Below are 14,010 nucleotides of genomic sequence, written 5' to 3'. Positions count from 1 at the left end.
AGAAAATGTAAGGGAAATTATTTTCAACCCAATAATCAATTGCTTCAATTAAAACAAGCCTTTCCATTAATTCCACCTGCTCAGGAAACAAACTCATCGCTTTCCTTCGTGTATGGAGAGAAAATATTCGAGTCGTGAATTTTTAATTTTGAATTAATAAACCTACTTTTTCCCTGCTTTTGTCTCCAAAAATTAATAATTTTATTGGATTTTTCAGTAAGTTCTGTGAAAGCAGTGGTTAAATAGGGGAAACATTAAACTTGGACGACTTTATCAGCTTCTTTCAACCAGCGGTTTAACAAATGAGGAGTAAACTCCGAGTATCCCTGCAAAATCAAAAAAGCAGCCTTGCGAACAGCGGGTAGTAAATGCTGGTGTCGAACAACGTCAGCGATGCGAAAACGAAATAATCCTGATTGCCGGGCTCCTAACAATTCACCAGGACCGCGTAGTTCTAAATCTTTTTTGGCCACCAAAAAACCGTCTTGTGTGTCACGCAACAAAGTCAGGCGGGCTCGTGCGTTTTTTGATAACGGTTCTTGATAGAGTAAAACGCAGTAGCTCTTTTGTTCTCCCCGCCTCACGCGGCCACGCAATTGATGAATTTGCGTTAAGCCTAAGCGCTCGGAATTTTCAATCACTATTAAACTTGCATTCGGCACATCAACACCGACCTCGATCACTGTTGTCGAGACTAATAAATCAATATCGCCCTTTTTAAATGCCCCCATTACAATATCTTTTTCCTCTTTCGTTAATCGGCCATGAATCAATCCTACACTTAAATTAGTGAATGATTGTTGTAGTTTTTTAAAAGTTGCTTCGGCCGTTTCGCATTGTAATACTTCGGAATCAGTAATTAACGTACATACCCAATAGACTTGCTTTCCCTGTTCGCAATTTTTTTTAATTCGCTCAATGACTTTACCTCGACGGGAATTTGATATTAAAACTGTTGTTATTGGTTTTCGTCCAGACGGCTGTTCGTCGATGATCGAAAAATCAAGATCTGCATAAGCCGTCATCGCTAATGTGCGCGGAATTGGAGTCGCGGTCATAATTAATTGATGGGGATGATAATTAGGCGTTGCTTTTTCTTTGAGTGCCAATCGTTGATGCACGCCAAAACGGTGTTGCTCATCAATGACAATGAGTGCCAATTGCTGAAAAGTCACAGCTACTTGAAAAAGCGCATGAGTGCCAATAATCACTGATAACTGGCCGCTTGCTATTTCTTGCAGCGTTTTTTCTCGTGCTGAAGGCTTTAAACTCCCGGCTAACCAACCGACGCTAATTCCCAACGGAGAAAACCAACGTTGAAAAACTTGGTAGTGTTGTTCCACTAATAATTCGGTAGGCACCATTATTGCACTTTGATAGCCGTTTTCTACGGCTTTGAGGATGGCCATTGCAGCCATAATCGTTTTTCCCGAACCAACATCGCCTTGCAAAAGACGTAACATGGGCTTAGGTTTAGAAAGATCTTGATTAATTTCCCCAATTACCCGTTTTTGAGCTGATGTTAATTCAAACGTTAATGCACGTTTTAATTTTTCTTGCCAATTATTTTTAATTAAAACAGGTGCTGGCTGCGTTCTTATTAACAAACGCCATTGTTGCAAACCGAGTTGTTGCGCTACTAATTCTTCAAAAGCCAACCGCTGTTGCGATGGATGCTTGCTGACTTGCAATAAATCTACAGGGGCGTTGTGTGGAGGTGAATGAACGTAAAATAATGCTTCAGTTAATGTCGGCAACCGAAACAAAGTTCGTATTTCCTCCGGCAATAGTTCTTCAACAAAATTAGGGTATTTCAAATAATTCAATGATTGATTGATTAAATGGCGCCACTTCGTTTGTGGTAATCCTTTTGTTGTCGGATAAATGGGGGTGAGACGATCTTTTGGAATAAGCGGCGTCGATTCGTCCACAATTCGGTATTCCGGATGAATCATTTCCAAACGTCCTTGATAATTTCGTCGAACGTTGCCAAAACAATGCACGCGCAAACCCATCTTTAATTGTCGTTGTTGTTGGTAATTAAAATGATAAAACCGTAAAATTAACGACCCAGTTCCATCGCTTATTGAGCACATTAAATTCCGCGGGCCACCATACGTAATGGTTGCCAGTTGAATTTTTCCTTCAACAACGACTTGATCGCCGTGACGTATAGTACCGATGGCTGTTACTCGAGTACGATCTTGATAACGCGAAGGTAAATGAAATAAAAGATCCTGAATGGTGTGAATATTTAAATTTGCCAATAATTCACGCGTGGTTGACCCAACCTGTTTAAGGGCGGTGACTGGAGAGGTTGAAATCATTTGCTCAGTCTTATCCTGAACCCCGAGAGGCCGGGATAATATTTTTTTCACTCTCCCAATACCATTACAGCGTCTATTTCAATTAACGCATTTTTCGGTAATCGCTTAACGGCGATGACAGCACGAGCAGGATAAGGCTCCTCGTAATAGTATTTCATCACTTCATTAACTAAACGGAAATTTTCCATGTCTATTAAATAAATAGTTAATTTTACAATTTGAGCTAAGCTGCCTCCAGCGGCTTCGGCAATCGCAGCAATGTTTTTAAAAACCCGATGAACATGATCTTTAAAATTACCGCTAATTATTTCCATCGTCTCCGGTTCCAGGGGGATTTGCCCCGAAAAATAAACGGTATTGCCCGCTTTTACAGCTTGCGAGTAGGCCCCGATTGCATGAGGGGCTTTATTTGTACCAATTATTTGTTTCATTACCACTCCCCAGTTAATAGTGTTTAGTGTTGTAGAAAATTAGTTTACGGCCTCCTCTTAGAATCTTCAGCGCTGACGGTGGATGCTAAGCGAGGGTTTAGTCAAAACGGCGTATAATTCTTACTAATTGTTTCACCTGACGCAAACGTCGCAGCACTTTGGATAAATGTTTGCGGTTGCGAACAGCAATGAGAAACGTAACAATATAGTGCAATCCCTCGCGTTCTTCTATTTTAATATCCTCAATGTTGGCATCGGCTTCTGCAATGGCTAATGTTAGCATAGCCCATGACCCACGTTCATTAACTACTTGAACGCGAACCAACGCTGGAAATTCCGCTCTAACCTGTTCGGACCATCGAAGCGGCATAAAACGATCCGGGTGATGGCGCAGTTTTGCAATAGACGGACACCGCTCCACATGAACGATAATCCCTTTGCCGACATCAATGATGCCTACGATGGGATCACCGGGAACAGGGTAGCAGCAGGTTGCGAAACTCACTACTAATCCTTCGGTCCCTTTAATAATTAATGGCGCTTTCTCTGCCGGCCTCATGTCGGTTTCCGCTTCAGCTTCTTCAGCTACTGCTGCAATGCGTTGGGCTACTAATGCAGCCATCCGATTGCCTAAACCAATTTCTTCCAATAAATCATCTAAGGATTTTAATTGCATTTCTTTTAATATGTAATTGATAACCGATTGCGATAATTTTTTTAAAGAAAGGGAATAATTTCTCAACGCTTTTTTCAATAATTGTTTGCCTAACGCAATGGATTCAGTTCGTCTCTGTGATTTTAAAAAGTGACGAATGCTACCCCTGGCCTTACTGGTTACCACAAAATCTAACCACGCAGGATTTGGACGACCACTGGAAGAAGTAATCACTTCCACCGTTTGGCCATTCACTAGCGGTGTTGACAGAGGGGCCAGGTGCCGGTCAATTTTAACAGCAAGACAGTTGTTGCCTATATCGGTGTGAACCGCATAGGCAAAGTCTATTGCTGTTGCGCCAGCAGGCAATTCCATAATTTCACCCCGGGGGGTGAAGACGTAAACCTCATCAGGGAATAAATCCATTTTCACGTTTTCTATAAATTCTAGAGAATTTGCGGCGCCCTCCTGTAATTCCAGCAAATTTTTCACCCATGCTTTTGCACGCACTTGCGATTCGGTCATGGGTACGCCCGTCGTTTTATAAAGCCAGTGCGCGGCAATGCCTTTTGTTGCGATGCGATCCATCTCCGTTGTACGGATTTGTACTTCGACAGGAAGTCCGTAAGGGCCGAATAAAGTGGTGTGTAATGACTGATAGCCGTTCGCTTTCGGGATGGCGATATAGTCTTTGAACCGTTCAGGAACGGGCTTAAATAATCCATGAATAATACCCAAGGCCTGGTAACACGAGTCAATGTTTTCAACAATAACACGAAAGGCATACACATCCATAATTTCATTAAATGGGATATGTTTATTTCGCATTTTGCGATAAATACTGTATAAATGCTTTTCTCGCCCCGTAATGGAGTAAGAAGGTAAATGACTTTGAGTTAATCCCACGTTCAGCGTTTTTTCAATTAAGGCCAAAAATTTCCTTCGATTACCGCGCGTTTGCCGAACGGCATCTTTTAAAGCACGCTGACGCAGCGGATAAATGGCAGCAAAACTCAGTTCTTCTAATTCAACGGACAATTCCCGCATGCCTAAGCGTTTTCCGATCGGGGCAAAAATATCTAACGTTTCTCGTGCAATTCGTCGCCGCTTTTGTGAATTTAATGAGTCGAGCGTGCGCATATTATGTAACCGATCGGCCAATTTGACGATGATAACGCGGATATCGCGCGCCATAGCCAACACCATTTTCCGAAAACTCTCAGCTTGAGCTTCAGCGCGGCTCACAAATTCAATTTGCGTCAATTTGCTGACCCCGTCCACTAGTTCCGCCACTTCTTCACCAAATTTCTCAACGATCGCTTTTTTTTCGACAGGGGTATCTTCAATGACATCGTGCAGTAAAGCGGCCATGATCGTCTGATAATCCATTTTTAGGTCCGCTAAAATACCCGCCACTGCCACTGGGTGGTTGATGTAAGGTTCTCCGGTACTGCGTTTTTGGGCTTGATGAGCACTGAAGGCCATTAAATAGGCTTGGCGGATGGATTCGACTTGCTCGCCGTTGAGATAATCCAGCTTTTGACATAATTTTTTGAAGAGGCGCAAAGGCCTACCCTCGGAATTTAATTGTACAACGCTTCGCTGAGGCGTTTCTGAGGTTATACTTCACTTTCTTTCTGGGAAGCTACCGCTTTATTCATTTTTTCTGTTTCAGCGAGAACATTACGGTTAACGTCAACTTCTTCCATTTCCTGCTCTTGCCCTTCTCGAGTGACGTCGTAACCGGCTGCTATTTCACGAAGCGCAAGGACAGCGGGTTTATCATTATCTCTGGGAACCATCGGTTCTGCCCCACCTAATTCTAAAATATGAGCTCGCTTTGCTGCTTTCAGGACTAAATCAAAGCGATTTTCCACATGTTCGAGACAATCTTGAACTGTTACGCGTGCCATGAGGACCTCATTATTTAAAATCTGCTTAGTCCCGCGGCTTGTCCGCAGAATTGCAGCTTAAAGAAACCTTCATTTTACTGCTTTTCCACTAATTCTGCCAACATACGAGATAGCTTTTTTTCTTGAACGTCCCTTTGCAGGCGTTCAGCGCTAATAATATGAATCAAATTCTGAACGGCTTGATCAAAATTATCGTTAACGACAAGGTAATCAAATTCCTTGTAATACGCCATTTCCTTTCGCGACAACGCTAAACGCTGTTCGATGATCGCTGTGTCATCTTGGCGGCGTTTAATCAATCGTTCCCGCAACGCTTCAATGGAAGGAGGCAAGATGAAAATAGACAACGCTGGAGGGAACAATTCTCGGATTTGGCAAGCCCCCTGCCAATCGATTTCTAACAAAACGTCCCTACCAGCCTTTAATTGACGCAGCACCCAATCTTTCTCCGTTCCATAGTGGCGTTCATAAATAGTGGCATATTCAAGAAAATCGCCTTCTTTTACCATTGCCTGGAAACGAGCTTCATCAATAAAAAAATAATCAACGCCTTCCTGATCGCCCGGGCGTTTCGGTCGCGTGGTATACGAAATGGATATTTTGATCTCAGCTAATGTTTTAACAAGGGCACGAACCAAGCTGGTTTTCCCAGCACCTGAAGGCGCTGAAATAATAAATAAATTGGACTTATTCAATGTTTTGCACCTGTTCTCGCATTTGTTCAATTTGCACTTTTAAATCTACCACTGCTTGAGAAACATTGGCGTCCAGTGATTTATTTCCTAAGGTATTGGCCTCTCGATTTAGTTCTTGCATTAAAAAATCCAGTCTTCGTCCGACGGTACCTCCTTCAACTAAAACACGTTTCACTTCAAGCAGGTGCGCTTCTAGGCGTTGTAATTCTTCGGCGACATCACTTTTTTGTGCCAACCAGAGCATCTCTTGCTCCAAGCGTTCTTTATCTAAAGCGAGGGATAATTCTTCAAAGCGGGCTATCATTTTCTCGCGTGCCGCTTGATGTAAAGCAGGCAGTCGTTTCTTGATAATGGCGATTTTCCCTTTCAGATTGTTCAGACGTTCTTCAATAAATAGTTTAAGTACCTCACCTTCGCGACGCCGTATATCCATGCAATCGGTTAATGCCGAATTTAATAAAGTGAATACGACCTTTCCGACAGCATCCACCTGAGTTTTCTTGGTTTGCAATACCCCTGGCCAGGAGAGCACATCGATGGCATTGATTGTCGCTGATGGGAAGTAGGAGATGACCGTCTCACTCGCTTTGGCCAAGCCTTCAGTCAGCACTTGATTGACATTCATTTCAAACGGCACGTCCCATCCAGGCTGAAACCGTAAAGCGGCTTCAACCTTGCCTCGGCTCAAAACCTTTTGGATGGCCTCTCGGGAAGCTTGTTCAAATTCACGCAAAAAGTCCGGCAAACGCAGTGTAATTTCTAGATAGCGGTGATTGACGGTGCGGATCTCCCACGTCAATAAACCCCATGTTGCTTCATTAGACTGACGAGAGAAAGCGGTCATACTGGCAATCATAAATTCCTGTATTGCTAAACGATCGATGCTGTACATAATAACATAGAAAGTTAAAGAAGGTTTGATGCCACTGTCTATTTTGTTTATATTGGGTGCCGCTTATCTCGCACAGAATGTTCCATATTAATCCATAGAGGTGATCATGCGTCCTAGCAAACGAGCAGCGAATGAATTACGGCCACTGAGTTTTACTACTCAATTTACCCGTTATGCAGAAGGGTCAATATTAGTCACATTGGGAAACACTAAAGTCATATGCAATGCAAGTATCGTGGAAGGCGTGCCGCGGTTTCTTAAAAATAGTGAACAAGGCTGGTTAATAGCAGAATACGGCATGTTGCCCCGTTCTACTCACAGCCGTATGGACCGAGAAGCCTCTCGCGGTAAACAAGGCGGTCGAACGATGGAAATTCAACGCTTAATTGGTCGGTCGCTACGAGCCGCTTTAGATTTGAAGCTACTCGGGCCTTATACTATTACTATTGACTGTGATGTCATCCAAGCGGACGGAGGAACACGCATCGCTGCCATTAATGGTAGTTGTATTGCCATGATCGAAGCGTTGCGCCACTTGCAACGTAAAGGAATTTTACAAACTGATCCGCTTAAACATAAAGTCGCTGCTGTTTCTGTGGGTATTTACAAGGGTGTCCCCGTGCTTGATTTGGATTATGCAGAAGACTCCAACGCGCATACGGATATGAACATAGTGATGACAGACAATGATGCTTTTATTGAAATCCAAGGCACAGCCGAAGGGGATGCTTTTCATGCCAAAGAGCTGGATGCGCTGATTAATCTTGCACGACATGGCATCAAACAGATTATCGAAAAACAACAGGAAGCGTTAAGCTAATGAAAAATGGAAGGCCGATTGGCGTTTTCGATTCAGGGATGGGCGGCTTAACTGTTTTGCGTGAGCTCGTTAATCATTTACCCAACGAATCCTACATTTACCTTGGCGATACCGCACGATTGCCATATGGCACTAAAAGCCCTGAAACTATCTCGCGTTACGCCACTCAAATGGCATCTATTCTCGTTGTTCAAAATATCAAACTATTAGTTGTCGCCTGTAATACCGCCTCAACTGCGGCGCTTCCCCAGCTCCAACAACAATTCCCCGACATTTCAATCATCGGCGTTGTGGAACCAGGCGCGAGGGCTGCCGTTGTTGCAACAAAAAACAACAAAGTGGCGCTGTTAGCAACGGAAACGACAATTCAATCGGGGATTTATCAAGACACGCTTCGAGCATTGAGCCCTCAAATTGAAATTACCACTCAAACTTGTAATTTATTCGTGGCATTAGCCGAAGAAGGTTGTACAAACGACGAAATCGCTTTAATGGTCGCCAAAAAATACTTGGAGCCTATTACTAACGGTTATCATCAATGCGACTCTGTCATTTTGGGTTGCACGCATTTTCCGGTTCTTATGGAACCATTAGTCGCCATTTTGGGCGACCAAATAAACATCATCAATTCAGCAGAAGCAACGGCAACTGAAGTGCAATCCATTCTACAAAAAACCAACCCCTTTCCTCTCGATCATCCACCCACCTTATCTTTCCTCGTCACCGACTCTCCCGAGCGGTTTATTCGCGTCGGCGAAATTTTCTTCGGCCGAGGGATCGATGCTAAGAAGGTTCGTTTGATTGATGGCCAGCACTCACAGTTCTTCAAAACTCCCTAACAATTTAATTAGAATCTTTTTTATGAAAGAGTATTTTTTTTTAAAATTACTTTATTGCCCTCGTCGTTCCCGTGCGTGGGCCGTCTACTGACAGACAAAGAATCGAGGGCTTTCACAGCCGAAGTCACGGGAGTCCCGGCTAAAAGGCTAAGAAAAGCACCATCGGTGTTTTTCTTAGCCCCTAGTCTTTTAGGTCTCCTCCTGACTCCGCCGTGAAGGTTTTGTATGCTTCAATAATACAGCAGATGCCCCCGCTGGGATGACGATTAACAATAAAATCTTTTTATAAATCTTCCCATTCTGGATTATTTTTTCCTATTGGCCTTATATTGTCTTAGTATGTAGTACTATTTTTACTCAGACGTTGGGTCACAATGTTTAATCAAAAAAGCGGTAATATCTAACGTTAAAAATAAACTATCAATTGATGCCTTTCAAAGATAGAGGAAGGCAAAAATATCTAGTCGGAAATTTCTCTATCATAATCCATAATCAACGGCGCATGATCCGAAAATCGTTCGTCTTTGTAGATTCTTTCTGATTTTACACTATTTTTTAAATCTGACGTTATCACTTGATAATCAATACGCCACCCGACATTCTTCTCCAAAGCACAACCACGGCTGGACCACCACGTGTATTGATCCTTCTTTTGATTAACCACCCGGAAAGCATCGACCAATTCTATTTTTGTAAAGACTTCATCTAACCAGACACGTTCTTCTGGCAAACAACCAGAATGTTTTTGATTACTTTTAAAATTTTTAATATCAATTTCTTTATGGACGATATTCCAGTCGCCGCAAATAATGAAAGATCGTTTTGAATGAACGATATTTTTTAATTTTTTCATATAACGATCCATGAAATCAAATTTAATTTTTTGACGATGTTCGCCAGTCGTACCTGAAGGCATATATAACGACGCAACGCTTAACGAGCCAAAATCAGCCTGAATATAACGCCCCTCCTTGTCGGCATGTTCCCAGCCTAATCGGGTGGTCACTCGATCGGGTTTTTCGCGACAATAAATACCAACACCACTGTAACCGCTTTTTTCTGCATCGTGGTAATAACAATGATATCCCTTAGGGTGAAATTGATCCCCATTGCTGATTTTAGGGCAAGCTTTTGTTTCTTGTAAACAAACAATATCCGCTTTCTGTCGTTTTAACCAATCAAAAAACCCTCGGCGAGCAGCCGCACGGATGCCGTTTAAGTTTAAAGTGATAATACGCATAAAAATCTTCTTTTTTTACCATTTAAATTGTGCAACAATGGCTTTGTGAATCAAGCCACAGAAATAGCAAAGTTACTACTTAATATCAAGGCAGTCACTTTAAATTTATATGAGCCTTATCGCTATATCTCCGGCATTTTGTCCCCTATTTATTGTGACAATCGTTTAATTATTTCCTACCCTGAAAAACGAAAAGTGATTATCGAAGCTTTTCTTCAACTCATTGAAAAGAATCATTTATCGTTTGACGTCATAGCAGGTACCGCGACTGCTGGCATCCCGCACACTGCCTGGATTGCGGATCGGCTCAATCTCCCCATGGTTTATGTTCGCGCTAAGGCCAAGATTCATGGTAAACAAAATCAAATCGAAGGTCGGATTCGAAAAGGTCAGCGGACGCTGATTGTGGAAGATTTAATTAGTACTGGAAAAAGCGCCCTGGCGGCCAGTTTGGTTTTACGAGAAAAAGGGGTGACAATAACCGACTGCATTGCGATTTTTTCTTATCAATTGCCACAAGCGCAGAAAAATTTTTCGGATGCTAATATCAACTGTCATGCGCTTTCTCATTTTGATACCTTAATCGAAATGGCAGTTGATGAAGGTTACATTGATGAAATAGAAAAACAAAAAGCCTTAGCATGGAATAAAGATCCCGAACACTGGCAACCTTGAGGTACAAGAAGCGACACATGAAAGCGAGGGAAGAAGCACAGGATATAGATTCTGCCATTTAATGTTTTCGAAAATCTCGAGAGGCTAATCTCGTTGATCTGGCAAACGCCTTTTTGAAACCTATAATCTAGAGAATATCTCATCAACCGCTTTAATTCCCTGGAAAATAAGGGGGTTTTTTAGTGATAAAGCATATGAGAACTGTGTAAATTATTTTAATTATATTTCAGTTATCTGATGACACTCCGGAGAAAAGTTTTATTTATTAGGGATGACTTATTTTCTTGGCGTAGGAGTTAAAAAAAATACCGGTCGAGCTAAATTTTTTCTGAGAAAAGCGACCAAAGCAGGAGAACCTGACACCACAGTTGAGCTTTTCGAAATTTATTCAGAAGAGAGGGAAAAGGATCAGGTTCAAATATACCTTAATCAAGAGATCGAAAAAACCATCCTCGTGCACAATGGCTTGCCGCTAATCACTCTCTCGAAAAAACAGAACTAGAAAATGCTAAGACGCTCTTCCAAAAAGCCGCTATTCAAGGTATGCCGTTAGCCAAACACAATCTGTTTCTTTATCAGCGTCAGAATCTAACACCGCTTTTCGAAGCTGTGCAAGCAAGCTCAGTAGAAGTATTGGCGAGCTTAGTTGCGGTATGGAAATAAAAATCAAAAAAGCTAAGCGATGTTACGAAACGGTATTATTCACAAATAATTTTCACGCCATCATCTACCGCTTTGCTTGCTTCTTCCTTGAGCACAAGAATTACTCTAAGGATGTGTGGGTCCTTTTTTACTTACTGTCTGAATGGATCGAAACCGCTTCTTTACTACTCTCCCTGGTATTTTCCAGTATTGCTTATATGCTTTATGGAGCGGATCAGTCAATAACCAAGTCTAGACGCCACGGTCTATTATGGAAAAGCCATTGAACACTGTAAAAAGCTATCGAAAATGAACGATTCAAAGCACTTAACAAGCTCGAAGAAATATTCACTTTGGTTCCAAAAACATTTAACTTAAGTAATTGGAACTATTTTTACAACACTATCCTCAATAAAGGTCTCCTAGAAGATAATACTACACTATTACCCTTGGCAATTAAACATTGCGATTCGCTTAAAAATTATTTAACGTCAAATTATAAATCCCCATCTCTTGAAAATTAAGAGTAAATTAAGACGAGCTTTGGAGATAACCAATACCCTTCTTTCAGAACGCTTTCATATAGCCGAAGCCTACTTGGGAGATCAAATAAGAGAAAAAAACTCAACGCCTTGGTAAGCTGGCTGAGCGCACAAAAAAATCGCGAAGAAAATCTAAGCTTCATAAAAAATGTTATGAATAACATCACTCCCGGTCGCCTATCAATAAAGACTATTTTCAAAAGGAGTAAATCTGAAGACACTCTTAGGCGAGAGGAGGAACAGGAACAAAAACACTTTCAACAATCCTTTACTATAATTAAAAGGGCAACTCCAACGCATTATCAATTATCCGCAACTGCGTTCGAAAGATTCCCTGAATACGCTTCAGTTTTTCTTCTGTATCAGCCTCGAAACGTAAAATTAAATAAGGCGAAGTGTTCGAAGGTCGAATTAACCCCCAGCCATCTTCAAATTCAACGCGCAACCCATCAATTGTAATAAGTTTTGCGTTTCCAAAATCAGCTTTTTTCAATAACCGTTGCATAAAGGGTTGTTTTTTTTCTTCGGTCATCGGCAATTTTAATTCGGGCGTGTTGACGCTATTGGGGAACTCCGCAAAAATCTCACTTGTCCGTTGATTAGTCTGAGAGATAATTCGTAATAAACGGGCTCCCACGTAAATGCCATCATCAAAACCAAACCATTTATCTTTAAAAAAGATATGTCCACTCATTTCTCCCGCCAACGGCGCACCGATTTCAAAAAGCTTAGCTTTTAAAATAGAATGCCCTGTTCGCCACATGACCGGATTGCCGCCGTATTTTTTTATTATTTCGGCTAAGGAACGCGAACATTTGACGTCAAAAACAATATCAGAACCCGGTAAACGAGATAATACGTCCATTGAAAATAACATCATTTGACGATCGGGCCAGATAATTTCTCCTTTATCCGTCACAATACCTAAACGATCCGCATCGCCATCAAAAGCCAGCCCAAGGTCGGCTTGCGCTTCTTTTACTTTATGGATTAAATCCGTTAAATTGGCGGGAATAGTAGGATCAGGATGATGATTAGGAAAATAGCCATCCACCTCACAAAATAACTCCACCACTTCACACCCTAGCTTCCGATATAACGCCGGCGCCACTTTGCCGCCAACCCCATTGCCACAGTCTACGACCACTTTCAACGGGCGGTCTAATTGAACATGCTTAGTAATATAAGATTCATAATCTTCGATGATCTCCACACCAATCACCGCTCCATGGCCTTTAACAAAGCGTCCTTCGAGAATACGCGTTCGGATGGCCGCAATCTCCTCTAATCTCAATGTTTTTCCATTCAGAACAATTTTAAAACCATTGTGCTGCTTTGGATTATGACTCGCTGTGACCATCACGCCGGAATTGGTTTCTAAACGATTCGTTGCAAAGTAAACCAGCGGCGTTGGCACTAAACCAACATTAAGCACCACCAGGCCGGTCTCACACAATCCCTGAATCAAAGCAGCTGTTAATTTAGGACCTGAAAAACGCCCATCGCGACCCACGACAATCGCTTTTTGCCCATGTTCGCGTGCTTCGCTGCCAATCGAAAGGCCAATGGCATAAGCCAATCCTGGTGTCAGTGCCTTTGGGGTAACAGGACCGCGAATATCGTAAGCTCTAAAAAGTTCCGCCGGTGCTTCATCGGGGAGACTCAACTGATTAATTTCGTCCTGAGCTGCCAAAACCATCCACTCCTCGTTCGGTAAGTTCAAATTCTTCCACCACCGCAAATTGCGCCTTCAAGACAGGGAGAACGACTAACTAAGAAATTCGATGCCCGGCTCGATGGTATATATAATATAGAGTTCTTTACCCCGATTCCAACAAGAAACCATCAGCGATCCTTGATAATCCAAATCAATGAGCCCCACTAAATTGCCCAATACAATCCCATGCTTATGCCCCAGTCCCGAACGAGGCAATATAGTCACCGCTACATTGGAATGGCCTAAATAAATCGCAATCCTGCGCTAATCAGGCAAGTTTCACCGGGTTCTATCTTAAGCGGCTCATCCAAGCAGGCGCGCAGATCTAAACCCGCCGAACCCGTTGTGGCCGTAAGCAGGTAGTGGAAACTCACTTCCTAGGCGCTTATCTAAAATTTTTAATTGAACGAAATGTGTCATGGTGCCCCTTCCTCCTGTAAGACACAAAATGTAACGCTTAACACTTCGGCAAACAAGTTATTTACTCCCTTCTGCAAAAACAACCCAATGAAAAGTGCGCTCTTTAAAGGGGGCGTTATAATGCGCCAACACAGAATTTCTATTTTAAATAAAGAGCAGGTGATGAAAGATATTAAAATACTTGGTGTTGATATTTATTGCA

Annotated in this window: 11 protein-coding genes and 2 pseudogenes; 4 read left to right on the top strand and 9 right to left on the bottom strand. The window is 42.2% G+C overall.

The annotated features are described in order from the left end of the window. Positions 1-254: 254 nt before the first annotated feature. The 6 genes from recG to FIV31_RS05190 all read right to left on the bottom strand — a co-directional run bounded on the left by recG (position 255) and on the right by FIV31_RS05190 (position 6,877). A complete protein-coding gene (recG, locus tag FIV31_RS05215) occupies positions 255-2,369 on the bottom strand; it encodes an ATP-dependent DNA helicase RecG (RefSeq protein ID WP_280124055.1) in 2,115 nt (704 codons plus the stop codon). 5 nt (positions 2,370-2,374) lie between these two features. After that, the gene (locus FIV31_RS05210) at positions 2,375-2,758 is read right to left on the bottom strand and encodes a Rid family detoxifying hydrolase (protein WP_280124052.1); all 384 of its coding nucleotides are present in this window, start codon (positions 2,756-2,758) and stop codon (positions 2,375-2,377) included. 97 nt (positions 2,759-2,855) lie between these two features. Continuing rightward, positions 2,856-4,979 carry a RelA/SpoT family protein gene (locus FIV31_RS05205; protein WP_280124051.1) on the bottom strand — a complete coding sequence of 708 codons (2,124 nt, stop codon included), beginning with the start codon at positions 4,977-4,979 and terminating at the stop codon, positions 2,856-2,858. Between the two features lie 53 nt (positions 4,980-5,032). Then, entirely contained in the window at positions 5,033-5,326 is a 294-nt protein-coding gene (gene rpoZ, locus FIV31_RS05200; RefSeq protein WP_280124050.1) for a DNA-directed RNA polymerase subunit omega, read from the bottom strand. A gap of 74 nt (positions 5,327-5,400) precedes the next feature. Continuing rightward, entirely contained in the window at positions 5,401-6,021 is a 621-nt protein-coding gene (gene gmk, locus FIV31_RS05195; protein ID WP_280124049.1) for a guanylate kinase, read from the bottom strand. Beyond that, positions 6,014-6,877, bottom strand: coding sequence for a YicC/YloC family endoribonuclease (locus tag FIV31_RS05190; protein ID WP_280124054.1), 864 nt, complete (start codon positions 6,875-6,877; stop codon positions 6,014-6,016). The genes gmk and FIV31_RS05190 overlap by 8 nt, the downstream gene beginning before the upstream one ends. 142 nt (positions 6,878-7,019) lie before the next feature. Here FIV31_RS05190 and rph point away from each other — a divergent pair, with 142 nt between their 5' ends. Then, positions 7,020-7,733: a ribonuclease PH gene (gene rph, locus FIV31_RS05185; protein WP_280124048.1), complete on the top strand. Its 714-nt coding sequence runs from the start codon at positions 7,020-7,022 to the stop codon at positions 7,731-7,733. Beyond that, the gene (gene murI, locus FIV31_RS05180) at positions 7,733-8,572 is read left to right on the top strand and encodes a glutamate racemase (protein ID WP_280124047.1); all 840 of its coding nucleotides are present in this window, start codon (positions 7,733-7,735) and stop codon (positions 8,570-8,572) included. Before rph ends, murI begins: the two co-directional genes overlap by 1 nt. 460 nt (positions 8,573-9,032) lie before the next feature. On the opposite strand, the gene FIV31_RS05175 is transcribed toward murI, so the two are convergent. Further along, positions 9,033-9,812 (bottom strand): exodeoxyribonuclease III, encoded by a 780-nt coding sequence (locus FIV31_RS05175; RefSeq protein ID WP_280124046.1) that lies wholly within the window; start codon positions 9,810-9,812, stop codon positions 9,033-9,035. Positions 9,813-9,839: 27 nt separating this feature from the next. Between FIV31_RS05175 and pyrE the strand changes: the two genes are divergently transcribed. Then, complete coding sequence (gene pyrE, locus FIV31_RS05170; protein ID WP_280124045.1) at positions 9,840-10,487, top strand: orotate phosphoribosyltransferase; 648 nt, start codon at positions 9,840-9,842, stop codon at positions 10,485-10,487. Continuing rightward, positions 10,484-11,947 (top strand): annotated as a pseudogene (locus FIV31_RS05165) (tetratricopeptide repeat protein); the annotation flags it as partial. The gene pyrE and the pseudogene FIV31_RS05165, both read left to right, overlap by 4 nt. A 1-nt stretch (position 11,948) precedes the next feature. On the opposite strand, the gene FIV31_RS05160 reads toward FIV31_RS05165, so the two are convergent. Together FIV31_RS05160 and dut are read right to left on the bottom strand one after the other, a co-directional pair. Continuing rightward, on the bottom strand, positions 11,949-13,364 hold the full coding sequence (locus tag FIV31_RS05160; RefSeq protein ID WP_280124053.1) for a phosphomannomutase/phosphoglucomutase: 1,416 nt from the start codon (positions 13,362-13,364) through the stop codon (positions 11,949-11,951). Continuing rightward, positions 13,342-13,835, bottom strand: a pseudogene (gene dut, locus FIV31_RS05155) (dUTP diphosphatase). The gene FIV31_RS05160 and the pseudogene dut overlap by 23 nt, the downstream one beginning before the upstream one ends. Between the last annotated feature and the right edge of the window lie 175 nt (positions 13,836-14,010).

This window comes from Coxiella endosymbiont of Ornithodoros amblus, from assembly GCF_019425495.1.
GTDB lineage: Bacteria > Pseudomonadota > Gammaproteobacteria > Coxiellales > Coxiellaceae > Coxiella.
Note: the sequence above shows the minus strand (reverse complement) of the source record. Positions and strands in the feature narration are given on the sequence as shown.